The organism is Streptomyces sp. Act143 (genome assembly GCF_003143935.1).
In the GTDB taxonomy this organism is placed as follows: domain Bacteria; phylum Actinomycetota; class Actinomycetes; order Streptomycetales; family Streptomycetaceae; genus Streptomyces.
On record NZ_QFRX01000001.1, the window covers coordinates 1,308,559 to 1,329,021 of the forward strand.

The window sequence follows — 20,463 nt, forward strand, 5'->3', positions numbered from 1 at the left end:
GATCACGCGGATCGACGGCCCGGACCAGGTGCGGGCCCGCCTGGAGGCGACGGGATACCTCGTCGACGAAGGACTGGCCGTCGCCTGCTTCCTGGCGCTGCGGCTGGCCCGGCCGATCTTCTGCGAGGGCGACGCGGGCGTCGGCAAGACCGCGCTCGCCGCCGCCCTCGCCGAGGCCCTCGACGCCCCGCTGATCCGGCTCCAGTGCCATGAGGGCATCGACGCCTCACAGGCCCTGTACGACTGGGACTTCCCCCGTCAGCTGCTGCATCTGCGGGCCGCCGAGGCCGCCGGGATCACCGATGCCGGACGGCTGGAGAGCGAGCTGTACGACCGGCGCTTCCTGATCGCCCGTCCCCTGCTCAGGGCGCTGGAGACGCAGCCGTCGGTGCTGCTGGTCGACGAGATCGACCGGGCCGACGACGAGTTCGAGGCGTTCCTGCTGGAGCTGCTCTCGGAATACGCCGTGACGATTCCGGAGCTGGGCACACTGCGGGCCGAGTCCCCGCCCGTGGTCGTGCTGACCTCCAACCGCACCCGCGAGGTGCACGACGCGCTGAAGCGGCGGTGTCTGTACCACTGGTTCGACCATCCCGGCTTCGGCCGTGAACTGGCCATTGTGCGGCGGCGGTTGCCGGGGGTCTCGGCGCGGTTGGCGGAGCAGGTGACCACTCTTGTGCAGGCGCTTCGGGAGCAGGATCTGGTCAAGCCCCCTGGTGTCGCGGAGACCATCGACTGGACGCAGGCGCTGGATGCGCTGGGGGCGAGTGAGGTGGACGCGGAGTCGGCGGTGCGCACGCTGGGGTCGGTACTCAAGTACCGGGAGGATGTGGAGCGGGGGCGGGGGCTGGATTTCGCCGCGTTGCTCGGTGTCTCGACGGAAGTCCGGTGATGGAGTCGTCTGCGGGTTCGTCGCGGCGCGTCGCGCCCCGCGGTGGAGCCGCACATGAACCTCTGAGGGACGTGGACGCCGCCCTTCTCGGATTCGGCCGTGCCCTGCGTGCGGCGGGGGTGGACGCGAGTGCCGAGCGGCTGCACGCCTTTCTGCGGGCCGTGGACGCACTGGGGCCGGCGCGGCGGACGGATGTGTACTGGGCAGGGCGGCTGACTCTGTGCGGGGACCGGGACGACCTGGAGCGTTACGAGCGGGTGTTCACCGCCTGCTTCGGCTCCGTCGAGCCGGCGACCGGGCCCGTGCCAGCCGCTCCCGCCATGAACCTGCGGGGCGTCGCACGCGATGCCACCGTGCCTCGTACACAGACCCGACGCGAAGCCGAAGCACCCCCCATGGCCGCCCTCGCCGCTTCCGCCGAAGTACTGCGTCACCGGGACTTCGGCCGGCTGAACGCCGACGAACGCGAACAACTCCACCGTCTGCTCGCCGCGTTCGCGCTGCACGGCGAAACCCGGCGCAGCGCGCGGCGGCGGCCGGCCCGGCGCGGCGAGGTCGATCCGCGCCGGACCGTGCGCGAGCTGCTCCGGCGCGGCGGCGAGCCCGCCCGGCTGCTGCGGCACACCCGGGCCGTGCGCCCCCGGCGGGTCGTGCTGCTGGTGGACGTCAGCGGGTCCATGGCGCCGTACGCCGACGCGCTGCTGCGTTTCGCCCATGCCGCCGTCCGGGGGCCGCGCACCGAGGTGTTCACCATCGGCACCCGGCTGACGCGGGTGACGCGGGAGCTGTCGCACCGTGATCCGGACCTGGCGATGGCGGCGGTGTCGGCGGCCGTTCCCGACTGGCGGGGCGGCACCCGGCTCGGGGTGCTGCTGCGCGCGTTCCTGGACCGATGGGGGCAGCGCGGGATGGCGCGTGGCGCCGTCGTGGTGCTGTTGTCCGACGGCTGGGAGCGTGGCGATCCGGAGCTGCTGGCGGCCCAGATGCGACGCTTGCGGCGGCTGGCGCACCGGGTGATCTGGGCGAATCCCCGCAAGGCACGCCCCGGGTACGCGCCCCTGGCGGCCGGGATGGCGGCGGCGCTGCCGAGCGTGGACGCGTTCGTCGAGGGGCACAGCCTGGCCGCTCTGGAGAGCCTGGCGGCGGTCGTGAGAGGAGCGGGTGGTGCGTGAGATTCTCCCGGCGCTGAGCGCCTGGTACGCGGCGGGATCGCCGTTCGGACTGGCCACCGTCGTCGCCGTGAGCCGCAGCGCCCCGCGTGATCCGGGGGCCGCGATGGCGGTCGGGCCCGGCGACGAGGTCGTCGGCAGTGTGTCCGGGGGGTGTGTGGAGGGGGCCGTGTTCGAGCTGGCGCAGGAGGTGGTGGCGAGCGGCGAGGCGCAGGTGCGGACCTTCGGCTACAGCGACGAGGACGCCTTCGCCGTCGGCCTCACCTGCGGCGGTGAGATCACGCTGCTGGTGCGGCCGGTGACCGCGGCGCTGGACCCGTCCTTCGGTGAGGTCGCAGCGTCGGTGGCGGCGGGGCGTCCGGTGACCGTGGCCACGGTGACGGACGGCCCCGCGCCGCGCGGCGCGACCCTCGCGGTGTGGCCGGACCGGGTCTCGGGGAGTCTCGGCACGAGCGGTCTCGATGTGGCCGTGACCGCCGATGCGCGCGGTGAACTCGCCCTCGGCGCCACGGGGTTGCGGCACTACGGGCCGCGCGGCGAGCGCCGCGAGGACGCGGTGAGCGTCTTCCTGCACTCCTTCGCCCCGCCCCCGAGGATGCTGGTGTTCGGCGCCATCGACTACGCCGCCGCGGTCGCCCGGATCGGCGACTTCCTCGGCTACCGGGTCACGGTCTGCGACGCCCGCTCCGTCTTCGCCACCGCCAAGCGCTTTCCGCCGGGCGTGGAGGTCGTCGTGGACTGGCCGCACCGCTACCTCCAGGGCACGGACACCGACGAACGGACGGTGATCTGCGTCCTCACCCACGACCCCAAGTTCGACGTCCCGCTGCTCCAGGAGGCGCTGCGCCGGCCCGCCGCGTACATCGGCGCGATGGGCAGCCGCCGTACCCACGACGACCGGATGAAGCGCCTGGTCGAGGGCGGCCTCACCGACCGCGAGCTGTCCCGGCTGCGCTCCCCGGTCGGGCTCGATCTCGGGGCCCGTACCCCCGAGGAGGTGGCCGTGTCCGTCGCCGCGGAGATCGTCGCGCTGCGGTGGGGCGGCACCGGCACCCCGCTGACGGCGACCGCGGGCGCCATCCATCCCCAGGGAACCTGACGGAGGAAGTCATGGAACTGCACCACGAGTTCACCGTGCCCGTCCCGGTCGACGACGCCTGGCAGGCCCTCCTCGACATCGAGCGCGTCGCGCCCTGCATGCCGGGGGCGAGCGTCGAGGAGTACGACGGCAAGACCGTGACGGGCTCGGTGAAGGTCAAGGTCGGCCCGATCACCGTGACGTACCAGGGCACCGCGGTCTTCGAGGAGCAGGACGACGCCGCCCATCGCATGGTTCTGATCGCCAGTGGCCGGGAGACCCGCGGCCAGGGCACCGCACGCGCCACCGTCACCAGCACACTCGTGGAACGGGACGGCGCCACCGCCGTCTCGGTGCGCACCGATCTGACGGTGACCGGGCGGCCCGCGCAGTTCGGGCGCGGGGTGATGGCGGAGGTCGGCGACCGGGTCATCGGCCAGTTCGCCGGGTGCCTGGCCGAGAAGCTGGCGCCGGTGCCGGACACGGCGGCACCGGCGGAGGAGGAGTCGCTGGACCTGATCCGCACGGCCGGGGTGCCGGTCGCCCGGCGTCTCGCGCCGGTGGTCGTGGCCGCCCTGGTGACAGTGCTGGTGGTGCTGCGGACACGGCGGTGGCGGCGGGGCCGAGCCGCCCACGCCCGTGGGTGATCACCCGTACCGTCGATGGTCCTCGACGACCTGCGCCAGGTGGTCCAGGGCCGCCGTCACCCGCGCCGGGTCCTGCTGGAAGAAGGGGTCGTCCGGCACCGGGAGCGACCCGGCCAGTGCCCAGCCGCGGGCGCGCGCCCAGGTGGCGTCGTCGGCGTCGACCGCCTCCCGGAAGATCTCCCGGGCCGACGCGGGCAGGAACATCCACGCGGGTTGCAGATCCACCGCCGGATCGGCGACGGCGAGCGTGCCGAAGTCGATGACGGCGCTCAGCCGGCCGTCCCGCATCAGCAGGTTGCCGGCCGCGAGGTCGCCGTGGATCCACACCGGCGGCTTGTGCCAGGCGGGCGCCGCGAGGGCCGCCTCCCACACCTCCGTCACGGCGTCGATGTCGACCAGCCCGGTGCCCCGCAGCGCCGCCAGCTTGGGCCGTACCCGCGCCTCGGCGGCCAGCGAGTCGCGCGGGTCGCCCATGGGCACGCCGCGGAAGGCGTTGCTCTGCTCCGGTCCGGGACCACCGGTCGCGTCGACGCCCTGGAGGGCGGTGACGAACCCGGCGAGGTCCAGGGCGGCCCGCACCGGGTCGGCCAGCCCGTCGGTGGTCGCCGTCTCGCCCTCCAGCCAGCGGTACACCGACCACGGGTACGGGTAGCCCTCGCCGGGTTCGCCGATCTCCAGCGGCTCGGACACGGTCAGCGGCAGGTGCGGGGCGAGCCGGGGCAGCCAGCGGTGCTCCCGGGCCACCTGCCCCGCCCAGTGCGCGTAGCGGGGCAGCCGCACGGACAGTTCCGCGCCGAGCCGGAAGGTCGCGTTGTCCATGCCGGACTGCGGCACCGGGGTGAGCGGGAGGTGGGCCCATTGCGGGAACTGTGCGGTCAGCAGACGGCGTACGAGCGTGGTGTCGATCAGCACGCCCTCCATCTCAGCGGGGTGACGGCGGCGGCGTCCAACGAATTAGAGGGTTGGGTCCGGCTGCCAGGGGTAGGCGGCGCGCAACGGAAGAGGAACACGCACCGGTGCACACCCTCTTCGGCACACCTCTGTGGAAGGAGGTCCGTGACAGCGCACACTCGCAGCGCCCGGGCCGCTTCCGGACACCTGGAGCGGCCCGGATCCTCGTGAGGTGCCGCCGCCGGCTACCGCGGAGGCAGCCGGTGCAGCAGCACGTCGTCCAGGCGGCCGTCCTCGACGGCCGCCGTCATGTACGTGCAGTGCGGCTGCCGCCGCCGGTCCGTCGGGGAGCCAGGGTTGAGCAGCCGCAGACCGGTCGGGGCGGTGGTGTCCCAGGGGATGTGGCTGTGGCCGAAGACCAGCACGTCGGTGTCGGGGAAGCGGGCGGCACAGCGTGCCTCGCGGCCCTGCGCGGGGCCGGTCTCGTGGACCACCGCGAAGCGCAGGCCGCCGAGTTCGGCATAGGCGGTCTCCGGCAGCCGGGCCCGCAGTGCCGGTCCGTCGTTGTTGCCGTGGACGCCGACGAGACGCCGGCTGAGGCGCTCCAGCAGGTCGAGGGTGGCGGTGTCCACCCAGTCGCCCGCGTGGAACACCACGTCGGCGCGCGGGAGTTCGGCCAGCAGCGGGGCCGGGAGTTCCTTGGCGCGCTGGGGCAGATGCGTGTCGGAGAGCAGAAGCAGACGCACGCGGTCAGACTATCCGTGAAAGATCGTCAACCTTGACACGATCGGTATGCGATCCGAGCGGTGGTCGGAACATCGACCACACAGGCGTCGGGTTAGCATCTGGCCACAAGTACCGCACCATGACAGAAACGACAAGCGACCCAAGGGGGACCGAGCCTCATGCCGGTCAAGGTCAGCGTCGTCGTCCCCGTGTACAACCCCGGGGTTTACATCGAGGACTGCATCGCATCTCTGAAGAGGCAGTCGCTGCCTCCCGACGAGTACGAAGTGATCTTCGTCGACGACGGCTCCACCGACGGAACACCCGGCCGGCTCGATGAGCTCGCTGCCGAGGACTCACGCGTCCGTGTCATCCACCAGGAGAACTCCGGCTGGTCCGGCAAGCCCCGCAACGTCGGGATCGAGGCCGCCCGGGGCGAGTTCGTGATGTTCGTCGACAACGACGACTATCTCGGCGACGAGGCCCTGGAGCGGATGTACGACTACGGCGTGGCCAACGGCGCCGATGTGATCGTGGGCAAGATGGCCGGCAAGGGGCGTCCCGTGCCGGTCGAGCTGTTCCGCCGCAACCGCCCGCACGCGAGCGTCGAGAACGCGCCGCTGATCGACAGCCTCACCCCGCACAAGATGTTCCGCCGGGCCTTCCTCGACGACATCGGCCTGCGCTTCCCGGAGGGCAGGCGGCGCCTGGAGGACCACGTCTTCATCGCCGAGGCGTATCTGCGCGCCGACAACGTCTCCGTGCTCAGCGACTACGTCTGCTACTACCACGTACGGCGTGACGACGCCTCCAACGCCGGTTTCCAGCAGTTCGAGCCGGCCGGCTACTTCAAGAACCTGCGCGAGGCGCTCGACGTCGTCGAGACGTACACCAAGCCGGGTGAGCTGCGCGACCGGCTCTTCCGGCGCTGGCTGCGCAACGAGATGGTCGAGCGGATGCGCGGCCGGCGCCTGCTCGGGCTGCCCGAGGACTACCGCCGGGCCCTGTTCGCGGAGATCCACTCGACCGTCGTGGACCGCTTCGGCCCCGGTGTGGCGGCCGGTCTGCCGCCCGCCCAGCGGGTGGTGGCCGCGCTGATCACCGCGGACCGCTACGACGACATCGTGGCGTTCGCCGAGTGGGAGGCCGGGATCGCCCTCAAGGCCGTTCCGGAGGGCGTGGAGTGGCGTGACGGGGTGCTGGAGGTGTCGCTGAGCGCCGAGTTCACCTCGGGCGGCGAGCCGATGACGTTCCCCGCGCGGGGTGCCCTGGCCGAGGGCGCCCCGCCGCTGGACGCCGCCGAGGCCGTCGCCTGGGTGTGCGCCGACTCCGTCGCGCGCTTCGACCAGGCCGCGGGCGATCTGCTGCTGCGGGAACGGGGCAGCTCCGCCCAGCACTTCCAGCCCGTGCGGGTCGTCCGGGACAAGGTGTCCGGCGAGGACGGCGAGCGGGTGCGGCTGGTGCTGCGGGCGACGGCCGACGTCGACCCCGCCACGGCGGCCGGCGGGGCGGCGCCGGACGAGGGGCTGTGGGACGCCTTCGTGCGCGTCCGGCTGGGCGGCTGGACCAAGGAGTGCCGGCTCGGTCCGGCCCCGGCCGAGCACCGGCCGACGCCGCAGGCCGGTGTGGCGGGCGGGCACGTGGTCCTGCCGTACTGGACCCGTCCGCACGGCAACCTCGCCCTCGACGTGGACCGGGCGGCCAAGCGGCTGGGCCTGGACCGCGTCACGCCGGGCACGGTCGCCGTCGACGGACCGCGCATCAGCACGGCGGTGCCGTTCCAGGTGGGCGGGGAGACCAAGGTGGTGCTGCGGCTCGGGGCGGCACGGATCGTGGATGTGCCGGGCACCCTCTCCCCCGCCGCGGACGAGCGGCTGGGGTCGGTGCTGGAGGCCGATCTGCCGCTCGCCGAGTTGAGCGGCGCGCGGTGGCGGGTGGCGCTGAGCCCGGTGCCGAACGCGCCCGAGCCGCGTTTCCTCGTGCTGCCGTTCGCACTGCGCGTCTCCGGCGGGACCGTCCGTCCGGTGGCGGTGCCCGGACACGGCGGTGCGCAGCGGCTGGCCCGCAAGGTCCGGCGCGCGCTCGGCCGGGTGCTGCGCGGGGCGGCGGCCCGGGTCAGGAACCGCGGGAAGTAGCGGACCGATCGAGCGCGGCCCCCGTGAAGTTCACGGGGGCCGCGCTCACTTGCTCTTTCTGACCGGGATCACTTCTTGGCGTAACGCGCCTTCAGGGCGTTGCGCTTGTTGGTGCCCTCGGCGTTCCTGCCCTTCTCGATGATCACCAGGTTGTGGTAGAAGTGCACGCCCACGACGTTGAGGTCCGTGTAGCTGGGCTGGTAGTTCTCGTCGACGAACTCCTCGTAGTTCAGGCCGTCCGTCAGCCGCTTCAGCATCGCCATGCTGGTGTTGGGGTCGTCGAGGTCCTCGCTGCCCATCCACTCGGGCCAGTACGACGACTGCGTGTCCTCGACGACGTAGATGCCGCCGTCCTTGAGGCGGGGGAAGAGCGTGGCGAACGTGGTGAGGACGTGCGGGGGCCGGTGGCTGCCGTCGTCGATGATGACGTCGAGGTCGCCGATCTTGTCCGCGACGGCGTTCAGGGACGAGGGGTCGGACTGGTCGCCGATGAACGTCGTGATGCGCTCCTCGTCGACATGGGACTTGTCCTGGATGTCCATGCCGTAGATCTGCGCGTTCGGGAAGAACGCCTTCCACATGCGCAGCGAGGCGCCGCCCTGGCCGGGCCGGTTGTAACCGCCGATACCGATCTCCAGAAGGTTGAACTTCTCGTTCTTCAGGTGCTGGAGATGCTTCTGGTAATGCTGCGTGTAGCGGTGCGCTCCCCACTTGTCCGTCTTGAAGTGGACGGCGAGTTTGTTGAGGTCGTGCGAGATGGCGGCGAGTCCGGTCGGCTTCTTCTGGACCGGCTGCGGCGGCTGCCCGGAAATGCGTCGCTTCAATTGGCGCACGATCCGCACGTTCTTCTCACCCAACACGTTCTTCACTGTTGTTCTGATCGACATGGTTCGACGTATTCCTTTCAGGGGGCCAACGGTCGGATCGTGCTCAGTGAGGGGTGATACGTCGCTTGAGCGGCTCCCACCAGGTGCGGTGGGTCCGGTACCAGACGACGGTGTCGGCGAGGCCGGTCGCGAAGTCGTGCCGGGGCTCGTAGCCGAGTTCGGTGTGAATCCTGGTCCAGTCGACGGAGTAGCGCAGGTCGTGTCCCTTGCGGTCCTCGACGTACTCGACCATGTCCCAGCCGGCGCCGCACGCTTCGAGGAGCAGCCCGGTGAGTTCCTTGTTGCTCAGTTCGGTGCCGCCGCCGATGTTGTACACGCGCCCGGCCCGGCCCGCGGTACGGACCAGGTCGACGCCCTGGCAGTGGTCGTCGACGTGCAGCCAGTCGCGGACGTTGCGGCCGTCACCGTAGAGCGGGACCTTCCTGCCGTCGAGGAGGTGGGTGATGAAGAGCGGGATGACCTTCTCCGGGAACTGGTGCGGCCCGTAGTTGTTGGAGCAGCGGGTGACGCGGACGTCCAGGCCGTGGGTGCGGTGGTAGGCGAGGGCGAGCAGGTCGGAGGAGGCCTTGGAGGCGGAGTAGGGCGAGTTGGGCGCGAGCGGGTGGGTCTCGGGCCAGGAGCCCTCGTCGATGGAGCCGTAGACCTCGTCGGTGGACACGTGCACGAACGGGCCGGTGCCGTGCCGGAGGGCGGCGTCCAGCAGGGTCTGGGTGCCCACCACGTTGGTCAGCACGAAGTCGCCCGCCCCGGCGATCGAGCGGTCCACGTGGGACTCGGCGGCGAAGTGCACGACCTGGTCCGCGTCGGCCATCAGCTGGTCGACCAGCTCCGCGTCCCGGATGTCGCCCTGCACGAACTCCAGCCGGGGGTGGCCGAGTTCGAGGTTGTCCAGGGTGCCGGCGTAGGTGAGCTTGTCCAGCACGACGATCCGTGGCGCGTCGGCCGCCTCCGAGGCGAGGAGCCCGCGCACGTACTGGGAGCCGATGAAGCCGGCGGCGCCGGTGACGAGGAGCTTCATGAACGGATCTGCACCTTGCTGTGGTCTCCGAGCACTAGACGGTGGGCAGCGGGCATACCGGTCGTCGGGGTCACCTCCACGTGACGGCCGATGAGGGAGGACTCTATACGGCCCACGCCGCGGATCGAGGAGTCCCGCAGGACGATCGAGAACTCCAACTCGCTGTCCGTCACGCGGCAGTTCTCGGCGACGGACGTGAAGGGGCCGATGTAGGAGTCCTCGACGACGGTCCCGGAGCCGATGATCACCGGTCCGACGACGCGGGACCTGACGATGCGCGCCCCCTCCTCCACGACGACCCGCCCGATCAGCTCGGAGGCCTCGTCGACCGCGCCGTCGACGCGGTGCTCGACGGTCTCCAGGACGGTGCGGTTGACCTCCAGCATGTCGGTGACATTGCCGGTGTCCTTCCAGTAGCCCTTGATCACCGTGGAGCGGACGTCGGCGCGTTCGTCGATGAGGTGCTGGATGGCGTGGGTGATCTCCAGTTCGCCGCGCCCGGACGGGGTGATGGCCCGGACCGCGTCGTGGATCACGGGCGTGAACAGGTAGACGCCGACCAGGGCGAGATCGCTCTTGGGGGTCTCGGGCTTCTCCTCCAGGCCGATCACCTGGCCCGCGGCGTCGAGTTCGGCGACGCCGAAGGCGCGCGGGTCGGGGACGTGGGTGAGGAGGATCTGGGCGTCGGGGCGGTGGGCCCGGAACTCGTCGACGAGGGCGGCGATGCCGCCGACGATGAAGTTGTCGCCCAGGTACATGACGAAGTCGTCGTCGCCGAGGAACTCCCGGGCGATCAGCACCGCGTGGGCCAGGCCGAGAGGACGCTCCTGCGGAATGTAGGTGACCTCGAGACCGAACTTCGAGCCGTCGCCGACCGCTTCCTCGATCTCGGCGGCCGTCTCCCCGACGATCACGCCGACTTCGGTGATCCCGGCCGCCGCGATGGACTCCAGGCCGTAGAACAGGACGGGTTTGTTGGCCACGGGCACGAGTTGTTTGGCCGATGTGTGGGTGATCGGCCTCAGACGCGTACCGGCGCCACCAGACAGGACGAGAGCCTTCATCTGCTTCACCTTAGTCTCGTTCGTCCGTGACGGGCCGTTCGCGATATGCCTTGCATCGTAGGAAAACCCGAGGTCGCACACGGTGAATTCGATCAACTCGCGGCTTTTTCGATCACTTCACGGTGCACTCGTACGAGTGGACCGCCGGCGTCGCGCGCTCAGCGGTCCAGCGTGACCTCGCTCCACACCTGTTTGCCGCCGCTGACCGGCACGGTCCCCCAGGCCGCCGACATGGCCTCGACGAGGAGGATGCCGCGACCGCCGGTCGCCTCCCAGCCGATGCTGGTCGGCTTGACCGGGGTGCGCGGCGAGGCGTCGGCGACGGCGACGCGCAACCGGTGGTTGACGAGGGTGAGGTCGAGGCGGACCCGGCCGTCGGTGTGCACGAGGGCGTTGGTGACGAGCTCGGAGACGATCAGCAGGACGGCGTCCTGGGCGTCGGCGGGGACGTTCCAGGAGCGCAGGGTGCGGCGGGTGAAGCGGCGGGCCTGGCCGACGGCCTGCGGGACCCGCCACACCGTCCAGCTCTCGCGCAGCGGGTGCGAGGCCATGCCGTCGTAGCGGACCAGGAGCAGGGCGACGTCGTCGCTGCGGCGGGCGTTGCCGAGCAGGGCGTCGGCGACCATGCCGAGGTGGGCGGGGTCGGAGGCGGACAGCCCGTGGGCGAGGCGGTCCATGCCCTCGTCGATGTCCTCGTCGGCGGACTCCACCAGGCCGTCGGTGGCCAGGGCGATCAGGGTGCCGGGCCGCAGCCGCAGCGGGGCCATCGGGAAGTCCGCCTGCGTCACGACGCCGAGCGGCGGCCCGCCCTCGGCCTCGGCGATCTCGGTCGTGCCGTCGGGGTGCCGCAGCACGGGCGGGAGGTGGCCGGCCCGGACGAACCAGGCGGAACCTTCCTCCATGTCGAGGTCGACGTAGCAGCAGGTGGCGAAGAGGTCGGTCTCCAGGTCCACGAGCAGCCGGTTGGCGTGCGAGACGACGACGTCCGGCGGGTGGCCCTCGACGGCGTAGGCCCGCAGGGCGGTGCGCATCTGGCCCATGAGGGTGGCGGCGCCGGCGCTGTGGCCCTGGACGTCGCCGATGACGAGGGCCACGTGGTTGTCGGGCAGCGGGATCACGTCGTACCAGTCGCCGCCGAGCTCCAGTCCGGCCGTGCTCGGCAGATAGCGGGCGACGGCGATCGCGCCCGGGAGCTTGGGCAGCCTGCGGGGCAGCAGCTGGCGCTGGAGCATGCCGACGAGTTCGTGTTCGGCGTCGAAGGCGTGGGCCCGCATCAGGGCCTGCCCGGCGAGCCCGGCGGATGCGGTGAGCAGGGCGCGTTCGTCGGGGCCGAACTCGTGCGGGGTGTCCCAGCCGATCAGGCACGCGCCGGCCATGCGGCCGGAGGCGGGCAGCGGCAGTACGGCGAGGCCGCCGGGGCCGACGTCGGCGAGGGCGGGCTCCAGGGCGGTGCCGGCGGGCCAGATCTGCGCGCGGCCCTCGCTGAGCGCGGCGGCGAGGGTGGGCATGGCCCGCACGGGGGCGTCGGGCCACTCCGTGCGCCACTCCAGGCGCCACAGCTCGGGCCAGGACTCGGGGTCGGGCGGGTCGAGGACGGTCACCACCAGCCGGTCGTTCTCCAGCTCGGCGAGGGCGATCCGGTCGGCCCGCAGCGGCTTGCGCAGCGCGGAGACGACGGCCTGGCTGACGTCGCGGACGGTGCCCGCGGTGGCGAGGGCGGCGGCCAGGCGCTGGACGCGGGCCACGTCGGTGACGTCGGAGCGCAGCGTGGAGACGTCGGCGACGGTGCCGGCGAGGCGGGCGGGGCGGCCCTCGCCGCCGGGCAGCAGCCGGCCGCGCAGCCTGAGCCACTTGGGTGGTCCGGCGGGCTGCAGGGCCCGGAACTCCAGCTCGCGGTCGCCGAGGGACATGTGGTCGGCCTCGGTGACGGACATCAGCGCCGGCAGGTCCTCGGGCACGGTGAGCGCCAGCAGCGTCTCCACGCGGCCGTCGAAGTCCTCCCTGGCCAGCGCGAACAGGTCGAGGATGTCGTCGCCGACCTCGATGCGTCCGGTGTCCATGGCGAGGCTGAACGCGCCCGCGGGCAGTTCCCCGCCCTCGGCCGCCTCGGCTGGGGCGGGGCAGGCCACGGCGTCGGCGAGGAGCTCCAGGCACTTGCGGTCGTCGGTGTCGAAGCCGTCGGGGCGCTCGCTCACGGCGACGAGGCAGCCCCCGCCGTCGCCGCGGGCGGGCAGGGCCGCCAGATGGAAGTCCCGGGACGGCACGCGCCGCGCCTCGGCGCCCTCGGCCAGCTCCTCCGGGCCCAGCCAGGCCGCCCGCCCGCCGCGGTGGACCTCGGCCACCGGGGAGCCGCCGACCGCGGGGTAGGCGTCCCGCAGTCCGAACAGGGTGCGCGGCACTCCTGCCGCGTCCACCAGGCAGAGCAGCTCGCCGTCCTCGCTCGGGCCGTACACGGCGGCGAGGGAGGCCCGGGCGAAGACGAGCACCTGTTCGAGGACGCTCCGCAGCCGTTCGGGTGAGCCGGGACCGGCCGTGAGCGCTTTGAGGGCAACTTCGGCACGCAGCGTTCTCGTTCTGCGCCCCGCGGCTCCCTCACTGACCACGTCCGCCATTACAGCGCTTATACGGCACGTGCGCAGCCCCTGTGACCGTTCGGTGGAGTGTCTGCGGGGGTCACGCTCGAAAGTCACCGAACAAGTCTTTACGCATGCGTTCCGCACGGTGGTCTCATGACAGCGGTGACTGTCCGTGCCCACCGCCTCCGCTGGAAGCTCGATTCCGGGCCAAGGAGGGGGTGGCATGGACAAGCGGTACGAGGTGTACGCGCTCGCCGACCGGCACTTCTACGACACGCCGGACCGGCTGTCCGCGGGCGCGCGCCAGGCGGCGCCGCTGTTCGAGGCGGCGCGGCGCGAGGTGCCGGCCGGCTGGGACGCGGCGCGCATCGGTGACTGGCTGACCTTGACGCCGCTCGACGCGGACGGGGCGCCGGTGTCCGGTCCGGCGCAGGGCTGGAAGGTCCACGCCTCGGCCACCCGGGCGAACGCGGAGCGGATCGCGGCGATCGTCTGGGACTACTGCGTGCCCCGGCGTATCCCGTTCAAGTTCGTGCCGGGACCGCACCTGCTGCATCTGCGCAACACCAAGTACGCCGCCCGCGACAGCAGCGGCAAGTTCGTCACCCTGTACCCGGCCGACGAGGAGCAGCTCCACCTCGTGCTGCGCGAGCTGGGCGAGCTGCTGGAGGGGTTCGAGGGGCCGTACATCCTGACCGACCTGCGCTGGGGCGAGGGACCGCTCTATGTGCGCTACGGGGCGTTCGCACGCCAGTTCGTGGTCGACGAGCGGGGCTCGCTGGTGCCGGCGGTGCGGGACGGCGCGGGGCGTCTGATCCCCGACCGCCGGGCGCCGTCCTTCCAGGTCCCGGAGTGGGTGACGCTCCCGGCCTTCCTCACGCCGCATCTGGCGGCGCGCAACACCACGACGGTGGGCGAACTGCCGTACCGCATCGAGAAGGCGCTGCACTTCTCCAACGGCGGCGGGGTCTACGTCGGCACCGACACCCGGGACGGCAGCAGAGTCGTGCTCAAGGAGGGCCGGCCGCACGCGGGCCTCGCCGCCGACGGGGCGGACGCGATCACCCGGCTGGAGCGCGAGAAGAACGCCCTGGAGCGGCTGGCGGGGACGGGCGTGGTGCCGGAGGTGCGGGACTGGTTCACGCTCGGCGACCACCGGTTCCTGGTCATGGAGTTCCTGGAGGGGCGGCCGCTGAACTCGTTCTTCGCCGAACGGCACCCGCTGCTCACCCCCGACCCCGATCCGCGGGCGGTGGCCGACTACACGGCCTGGGCACTGCGCATCCACGCCGGTGTCGAGCGGGCCGTGGCGGCGATCCACGCGCGCGGGATCGTCTTCAACGACCTGCACGTCTTCAACATCATGGTCGGCCCCGACGGGGAGTCGGTGTCCCTGCTCGACTTCGAGGCCGCCGCGCCGGTCGACGAGCGGGGCCGACAGGTGGTCGCGCACCCCGGCTTCTTCGCCCCGCCGGACCGCACGGGCGCGGACGTCGACCGGTACGCGCTGGCCTGTCTGCGGATCGCCCTGTTCCTGCCGGTCACCACGCTGTTCGTGGTCGACCGCGGCAAGGCGGCCCATCTCGCGGAAGTGATTCTCCGTCAGTTCCCGGACGTGCCCAAGGAGTTCCTCGACGAAGCGGTCGCGGAGATCACCCGGGACAACGGGGTGTCCGCACCCGCGCTGGTCAAACCCTTCGTGGAGCCGGCCGACTGGCCCTACAGCCGCGACTCGATGGTGAAGGCGATCCTCGCCTCGGCCACCCCGGAACGCGACGACCGGCTCTTCCCGGGCGACATCAGCCAGTTCGGCGACGGCGGCGGTCTCGGCCTCGCGCACGGCGCGGCCGGGGTGCTGTACGCGCTGGACGCAGTCGGCGCCGAACGGTACGAGGAGGGCGAGCGCTGGCTCCTCGCCCGCACCGCGCCAGCGCCGACGGGCACCCCGCTCGGACTGTACGACGGTCTCGCGGGCGTCGCCCACGTCCTGGACCGGCTCGGCCACCGGCAGCGCGCCCTGGACCTGATCGGCTCGATCCTCGCCGAACGCTGGCAGAACCTCTCCTCCGACCTGCACGGCGGGCTGGCCGGCCTCGGCCTGGTCCTCGCCGAACTCGCCCGCACCACCGGCGAGTCGGAACTCGGGGACCGTGCCGCGGAGGCCGCCGACCTCCTCGTACGGCGTCTCGCGGAGCCCCTGCCGGACGGCCCCCGGCGGCGCCGGGCCGGGCTGCTGCGCGGGGCGAGCGGGCCCGCGCTGTTCCTGCTGCGGGAGTACGAACGCACCGGCGAGGCGCGGCTGCTGGAGGCGGCCGGGGTCGCGCTGCGGCGGGACCTGGACGGCTGTGTGCGGCAGCCCAACGGCTCACTGCAAGTCGACGAGGGCTGGCGGACCCTGCCCTACCTCGGCGAGGGGAGCGCGGGCATCGGGATGGTGCTGGACGACCATCTCGCCCACACCGGCGACCAGTGGGCGGACGTCAGGTCCGGCATCCTCACCGCCGCCACCTCCCGCTTCTACGTGCAGCCGGGCCTCTTCCAGGGCCGTGCCGGGCTGATCCTGCACCTCGCCCGCACCTCCACACCCGGCGCGAGCCGGGAGCGGCTCGCCGAGCAGATCGACGGACTCGGCTGGTTCGCCATGTCCTACCAGGGCCAACTGGCCTTCCCCGGACACCAGATGATGCGGCTGTCGATGGACCTGGGCACCGGCACGGCCGGCTGCCTGCTCGCGCTCGGCGCGGCCCACGACGCCGGGGCAGGCGCTCACCTGCCCTTCCTGCCGCCGCTCGGGCGGCCCCCACAGCGCGGTTCCGCGACCTGACGGAGCCGTGATCCGACCCCGTCCCCACGGGTGACGACACCACCGAAGAGAGGAAACAGACATGGCACTTCTCGACCTTCAGACGATGGAAGCCGACGAGACCACGGGTGGCGGCGGCGAAAGCACCGTGAGCCTGCTGTCCTGCATCAGCGCCGCGAGCGTCCTCCTCTGTCTCTGACGCGCAGTGCCTGTACGGCTCCGGGCGGTCCGCTCCCGTGAGGGAGGGGCCGCCCGGGGTCCCGCATGTACCGAGGAGGGCACCATGACGACGCCACCGGCAGCGCGTACCGCGGTGTTCGGCCCGCTCGGTCCGGCCCCCGCCCGCTGGGTGGCCCTGTGCCTGGTGAGCACGGCCGCCACCGGTGCCGGGCTGCTGCTGCCCGCCGCGCTGGGCCGCGCCCTCGATCTGCTGCTGGCCGGAGCGCCGGCCACGCGCTGGGTGGGGTACTGCGCCGGGCTGGTGCTGCTGCTCGCCCTTCTCGACGCGGCGGAGACCGTGCTCGGCGGCACGCTCGACGCCCGCACCACCTCCTGGCTGCGCAGGCGCCTGACCGGCCATGTCCTGGCCGTAGGCCCGCGCGCCGGTGACCGCTTCGGCCCCGGCGACCTGGTCGCCCGCCTCGTCGGCAACGCCGCGCAGGCCGGCACCGCGCCGACCGCCCGCGCCGCTCTGCCGGCCGCCCTCGCCGGACCGCTCGGCGGACTGATCGCCCTCGCCCTGATCGACCCGTGGCTCGCGGCCGTCCTGCTGGCCGGAGCCCCGGTGCTGGCCCTGCTGCTGCGCGCCTTCGCCCGCGACACCCGCGAGTGCGCCGCCCGCTACCAGCGCGCCCAGGGACGGATCGCGGCGGCGCTCACGGAGGCCGTCGACGGGCACCGCACCATACAGGCGGCCGGCACCGCGGAGCGGGAGACGGCGCGCATCCTGCGGCCGCTGCCCGAACTGTCCCGGGCCGGGCACCTGATGTGGCGGGTGCAGGGGCGGGCCGCCGGACAGTCCGTCGCCGTGGCCCCGCTGCTCCAGCTCGGTGTCGTCGCGGTCGCCGGGCTGCTCCTCGCCCGCCACCGGGTCACGGTCGGCGAGGTGCTCGCCGCCTCCCGGTACGCCCTGCTCGCCACCGGCGTCGGCGTGCTGGTGGGCCAGTTGTCGGGCCTGGCCCGCGCCCGGGCCGCCGCCGGTCGCCTCACGGAGGTGCTGGACGAGCCGCCTCCGCGGTACGGCGATCGTCAGCTCCCCTCCGGGAGCGGCACGCTGGAGTTCCGCGGGGTGAGTGTCCGGCGCGGCGGGCGGGCGGTCCTGGAGGGCGTCGACCTGGTCGTGCCCGGCGGGACGACCTTCGCCGTGGTCGGCCGGTCCGGTGCCGGCAAGTCGCTGCTCGCCGCGCTCGCCGGACGGCTCGCCGACCCGGACGCCGGGGCGGTCCTCCTCGACGGCGTGCCGCTGCGGGAGCTGACCCACGACGCGCTGCGCGGGGCGGTCCGGCACGCCTTCGACCGGCCCGCGCTGCTGGGCGGCACCCTGGAGGAGGAGATCGGCCTGGGGCCCACGCCCGCCTCCCCCGTGCGGGTCCGCGAGGCCGCCCGCGCCGCGCACGCGGACGACTTCGTGAACCGGCTGCCCGGCGGGTACGCCACCCGCTGCGCCGACGCCCCGCACTCCGGTGGTGAGGCCCAACGCCTGGGACTGGCCCGGGCGTTCGCCCACGACGCCCGTCTGCTCGTCCTCGACGACGCGCTCTCCAGTCTCGACACCGTGACGGAGGCGCAGATCACCGCGTCGCTGGTGGGCTCCGGCGCGGGCCGCACCCGGCTGCTGGTCGCCCACCGCGCGGCCACCGCGGCCCGGGCGGACGCGGTGGCCTGGCTCGACGGGGGGCGGGTGCGGGCGGTGGGGCCGCACGAGAAGTTGTGGCGCCTTCCCGCCTACCGGGCGGTGTTCGCGGACGGGGAGGCGGAGTGAGCGCCCGCCGGGGGCTGCGCTTCCTGCGCAACCGGTGGCGGGTCGTCGCGCGACTGGCCGCCTGGTCGGTGCTGGAGACCGGGCAGACGTTCCTCACCGGCTACGCCCCCGCCCGCGCCCTGGACGAGGGCTTCCTGGCGGGGCGGGCGGGCATCGGCCTGGCCTGGCTGGGTGTCGCCGGACTCGGGGTGCTGGCCGGGGCGTTCGGCACGGCCCGGGTCCACACGGCGGTGGCCGACCTGGTCGAACCGCTGCGGGACGGTCTGGTGACCGGGGTCGTGGCGCGCGGCGTCCGGGAGGGGGACCGCACGGCGCTGTCCGGCCTCACCCAGCAGGCCGAGATCGCCCGGGACGCCTCCGCGGGGCTGCTCATGGTGTCGCGGTCCTTCGTGTTCACCGCGGCCGGCGCGCTGATCGGCCTGTTCTCGCTGGCCCCGCCCCTGCTGGCGGTCGTCGGCCTCCCCCTGCTCGCGGGCGTGGCCCTCTTCCTGGTGACGCTCCGTCCGCTGGCCCGCCGTCAGGAGGCCTTCCTGGTCGCCGACGAGGCGCTCGCCGAGCGCTGCGGCACGGTCTGCCCGGGGCTGCGGGACATCACGGCGGCCGGCGCGGAGGACCGCGTGGCCGCCGACACCGGGCGTCACATCGACGCCGAACAACGAGCCGCGGCCACGCTGGCCCGGTGGGGCGTCCTGCGGGTGGCCGCCCTGACCATCGGCGGCGAGCTGCCGATCGTGCTGCTGCTGGTGACGGCCCCCTGGCTGCTCGGCCTCGGCGTCACCCCTGGGGCCCTGGTCGGCGCGCTCTCGTACGTCACCCAGTCCCTGCTGCCCGCGCTGCGCCACCTGGTCCACGGTCTCGGCACCAGCGGCTCACGGCTGGTGGTGGTCCTGCGCCGACTGGTCCGTGACGACGGAGTCGCGTCGGCCACCCCCACCGGGCAGCTGCGGCGACCGGCCGACGATCCGCCCGGCGTCCCCGCCCTCACCCTGAAGTCCGCCACCTTCGCCTACGGGCCCGCCGCGGCCCCCGTCGTCGACGGCCTCGACCTCGACCTGCGGACCGGCGCCCATCTGGCCGTCGTGGGCCCGAGCGGCATCGGCAAGTCCACGCTGACCGCGCTGGTCGCCGGGGTGCTGGAGCCCGGGCACGGCGCGATCCGGGTGTGCGGGTATCCGGTGCCGGGAGCCGCGGCCGCCGCCCGCCGGGTGCTGGTCCCGCAGCAGGCGTACGTCCACACCGGCACCCTTGCCGAGAACCTGGGGCACCTGCGGCCCGAGCCGGTGCCCGAGCCGGAACTCCGCGCCGCCGCCGAGGCGGTGGGGCTGCTGCCGCTGCTCGACGCGCTCGGCGGCCCCGCCGCCACCGTCGATCCGGCCGCGCTCTCCGCGGGGGAACGCCAGCTGATCGCCCTCACCCGCGCCTATCTGTCGTACGCCCCGCTCGTCCTGCTGGACGAGGCGACCTGTCATCTGGACCCGCGTGCCGAGGAGCGGGCGGAGCGGGCCTTCGCGGCGCGGCCCGGCGGCACGCTGGTGGTCGTCGCGCACCGCATCAGCTCGGCCCGCCGGGCCGACCGGGTCCTGGTCATGGACGGCCGGACGACGGCGTACGGCACGCACGACGAACTGCTGCAGCGTTCGGCGCTCTACCGCGACCTCGTGGGCAGCTGGTGGCCGGTGCCGTCACAGCCAGCCCTCGCCCTGGGAGATCCGGATCGCGTCGATGCGGTTGCGGGCCCCGGTCTTGCGGGTGATGGCCGCCATGTAGTTGCGCACGGTCCCGTGGGACAGGTGCAGGTTCCTGGCGATCTCCCCGACGGAGGCCCCCTCGGCGGCCAGGGATAACACGCTCAGCTCCCGCCGGGTCAGCGGCATCTCGGCGGCCTTGAGGAAGCCGAAGCCGAGGGAGTCGTCGACGAAACGTTTGCCTTCCGCGACCCGGCGAATCCCGTACACCAGGTGTTCCGGCGAGCCCTCCTTGTCGACATAGCCGAGCGCACCCGCCTCGACGGCCCGTTTCAGCAGCCCCGGCCGGTTGGCACTGGCGAGTACCAGGAGGTGGGGCGCCCGCGTCCCGGCCGGGCGGGCGCCGAGTTCGCCGAGCGGCGGGATGCCGTAGGTGTCCGCGCATTCCAGGTCGGCCGCGCAGACGTCGGGCAGCAGGGTTCGCAGACGGCCCGGCGCACTGCGCCAAGGGGCGTCGTAGACCCCCAGGTCCGGTTCCCGGCGTAACCACTCCGCCAGGACCGACCTGACCAGACACTCGTCGTGCACCAGAAGAACCCGGATCACTGCCCGTCCCCTCGCGTTGCCGTTCGCCGGTTCCATGGGTGAGAAGAAGCGTCTGCCCCATTGTTCGCGTCCCGCACCTTTCCCGGGCGCGAAGAACCGGCCATCAGGGTGCGCGGGGGCGCACTCACTGTTCGTGTACGCCGCCCAACGCTTCGAATGCAGGGGCATGGGCAGGGGGCGACGGGGTAAGGGGCGGCCCGCGTGGCGGGACTCCCTTGCATTGCCCGGGTCCGGTCCGCTCGCCGTGCGCGTCCCGCCGCCAGGGGGCAGATTTGATCCCGGAGCCCGTCGCGTGCCGGGCTCCG

General features: G+C 73.1%; 15 protein-coding genes and 1 pseudogene. 9 read left to right on the forward strand and 7 right to left on the reverse strand.

The window, feature by feature from the left end; genetic code table 11:
- The first annotated feature begins 1 nt into the window (after position 1).
- From DI272_RS05755 to DI272_RS05770, 4 genes are all read left to right on the forward strand, one after another.
- A complete protein-coding gene (locus DI272_RS05755; protein WP_109494058.1) occupies positions 2-892 on the forward strand; it encodes a MoxR family ATPase in 891 nt (296 codons plus the stop codon).
- Positions 893-963: 71 nt separating this feature from the next.
- Positions 964-2,064: a VWA domain-containing protein gene (locus DI272_RS05760; RefSeq protein ID WP_258314473.1), complete on the forward strand. Its 1,101-nt coding sequence runs from the start codon at positions 964-966 to the stop codon at positions 2,062-2,064.
- Positions 2,057-3,160 (forward strand): XdhC family protein, encoded by a 1,104-nt coding sequence (locus DI272_RS05765; RefSeq protein ID WP_109494060.1) that lies wholly within the window; start codon positions 2,057-2,059, stop codon positions 3,158-3,160. Before DI272_RS05760 ends, DI272_RS05765 begins: the two co-directional genes overlap by 8 nt.
- Positions 3,161-3,171: 11 nt before the next feature.
- Positions 3,172-3,786 carry an SRPBCC family protein gene (locus DI272_RS05770; RefSeq protein WP_109494061.1) on the forward strand — a complete coding sequence of 205 codons (615 nt, stop codon included), beginning with the start codon at positions 3,172-3,174 and terminating at the stop codon, positions 3,784-3,786.
- Here DI272_RS05770 and DI272_RS05775 read toward each other — a convergent pair whose 3' ends face one another.
- Complete coding sequence (locus DI272_RS05775) at positions 3,787-4,707, reverse strand: aminoglycoside phosphotransferase family protein (RefSeq protein WP_109494062.1); 921 nt, start codon at positions 4,705-4,707, stop codon at positions 3,787-3,789.
- A gap of 215 nt (positions 4,708-4,922) precedes the next feature.
- Positions 4,923-5,423: a metallophosphoesterase gene (locus DI272_RS05780; protein ID WP_109494063.1), complete on the reverse strand. Its 501-nt coding sequence runs from the start codon at positions 5,421-5,423 to the stop codon at positions 4,923-4,925.
- 159 nt (positions 5,424-5,582) lie between these two features.
- Between DI272_RS05780 and DI272_RS05785 the strand changes: the two genes are divergently transcribed.
- Positions 5,583-7,538: a glycosyltransferase gene (locus DI272_RS05785; protein WP_109494064.1), complete on the forward strand. Its 1,956-nt coding sequence runs from the start codon at positions 5,583-5,585 to the stop codon at positions 7,536-7,538.
- Between the two features lie 68 nt (positions 7,539-7,606).
- Here the strand turns inward: DI272_RS05785 and DI272_RS05790 are convergent, their stop codons facing one another.
- The 4 genes from DI272_RS05790 to DI272_RS05805 all read right to left on the reverse strand — a co-directional run bounded on the left by DI272_RS05790 (position 7,607) and on the right by DI272_RS05805 (position 13,119).
- On the reverse strand, positions 7,607-8,425 hold the full coding sequence (locus DI272_RS05790) for a class I SAM-dependent methyltransferase (RefSeq protein ID WP_146238311.1): 819 nt from the start codon (positions 8,423-8,425) through the stop codon (positions 7,607-7,609).
- A gap of 43 nt (positions 8,426-8,468) precedes the next feature.
- On the reverse strand, positions 8,469-9,443 hold the full coding sequence (rfbB, locus tag DI272_RS05795) for a dTDP-glucose 4,6-dehydratase (RefSeq protein WP_109494066.1): 975 nt from the start codon (positions 9,441-9,443) through the stop codon (positions 8,469-8,471).
- The gene (locus DI272_RS05800; protein ID WP_109500703.1) at positions 9,440-10,507 is read right to left on the reverse strand and encodes a glucose-1-phosphate thymidylyltransferase; all 1,068 of its coding nucleotides are present in this window, start codon (positions 10,505-10,507) and stop codon (positions 9,440-9,442) included. The genes rfbB and DI272_RS05800 overlap by 4 nt, the downstream gene beginning before the upstream one ends.
- A gap of 158 nt (positions 10,508-10,665) precedes the next feature.
- Entirely contained in the window at positions 10,666-13,119 is a 2,454-nt protein-coding gene (locus DI272_RS05805) for a SpoIIE family protein phosphatase (RefSeq protein WP_258314474.1), read from the reverse strand.
- Positions 13,120-13,306: 187 nt separating this feature from the next.
- On the opposite strand from DI272_RS05805, the gene lanKC reads away from it, so the two are divergent.
- The 4 genes from lanKC (at position 13,307) to DI272_RS46175 (ending at position 19,711) form a co-directional block, all read left to right on the forward strand.
- Positions 13,307-15,907: a class III lanthionine synthetase LanKC gene (lanKC, locus tag DI272_RS05810; protein WP_109494067.1), complete on the forward strand. Its 2,601-nt coding sequence runs from the start codon at positions 13,307-13,309 to the stop codon at positions 15,905-15,907.
- Positions 15,908-15,968: 61 nt separating this feature from the next.
- Entirely contained in the window at positions 15,969-16,085 is a 117-nt protein-coding gene (locus DI272_RS05815; protein WP_109494068.1) for a SapB/AmfS family lanthipeptide, read from the forward strand.
- An 84-nt stretch (positions 16,086-16,169) separates the two neighbouring features.
- Positions 16,170-17,867: an ABC transporter ATP-binding protein gene (locus tag DI272_RS05820; protein WP_109494069.1), complete on the forward strand. Its 1,698-nt coding sequence runs from the start codon at positions 16,170-16,172 to the stop codon at positions 17,865-17,867.
- On the forward strand, positions 17,864-19,711 hold the full coding sequence (locus DI272_RS46175) for an ATP-binding cassette domain-containing protein (RefSeq protein ID WP_375138029.1): 1,848 nt from the start codon (positions 17,864-17,866) through the stop codon (positions 19,709-19,711). The genes DI272_RS05820 and DI272_RS46175 overlap by 4 nt, the downstream gene beginning before the upstream one ends.
- Here the strand turns inward: DI272_RS46175 and DI272_RS05830 are convergent.
- Positions 19,634-20,326, reverse strand: a pseudogene (locus DI272_RS05830) (LuxR C-terminal-related transcriptional regulator); the annotation flags it as partial. The gene DI272_RS46175 and the pseudogene DI272_RS05830 overlap by 78 nt on opposite strands.
- Positions 20,327-20,463: the final 137 nt, after the last annotated feature.

Excerpts from the sequence above, each read along its gene's own strand:
- DI272_RS05770 (WP_109494061.1), top strand. The coding sequence starts at position 3,172 with ATGGAACTGCACCACGAGTTCACCGTGCCCGTCCCGGTCGACGACGCC.
- DI272_RS05775 (WP_109494062.1), bottom strand. The coding sequence starts at position 4,707 with ATGGAGGGCGTGCTGATCGACACCACGCTCGTACGCCGTCTGCTGACC.
- DI272_RS05785 (WP_109494064.1), top strand. The coding sequence starts at position 5,583 with ATGCCGGTCAAGGTCAGCGTCGTCGTCCCCGTGTACAACCCCGGGGTT.
- DI272_RS05790 (WP_146238311.1), bottom strand. The coding sequence starts at position 8,425 with ATGTCGATCAGAACAACAGTGAAGAACGTGTTGGGTGAGAAGAACGTG.
- rfbB (WP_109494066.1), bottom strand. The coding sequence starts at position 9,443 with ATGAAGCTCCTCGTCACCGGCGCCGCCGGCTTCATCGGCTCCCAGTAC.
- DI272_RS05800 (WP_109500703.1), bottom strand. The coding sequence starts at position 10,507 with ATGAAGGCTCTCGTCCTGTCTGGTGGCGCCGGTACGCGTCTGAGGCCG.
- DI272_RS05805 (WP_258314474.1), bottom strand. The coding sequence starts at position 13,119 with ATGGCGGACGTGGTCAGTGAGGGAGCCGCGGGGCGCAGAACGAGAACG.
- lanKC (WP_109494067.1), top strand. The coding sequence starts at position 13,307 with ATGGACAAGCGGTACGAGGTGTACGCGCTCGCCGACCGGCACTTCTAC.
- DI272_RS05815 (WP_109494068.1), top strand. The coding sequence starts at position 15,969 with ATGGCACTTCTCGACCTTCAGACGATGGAAGCCGACGAGACCACGGGT.
- DI272_RS05820 (WP_109494069.1), top strand. The coding sequence starts at position 16,170 with ATGACGACGCCACCGGCAGCGCGTACCGCGGTGTTCGGCCCGCTCGGT.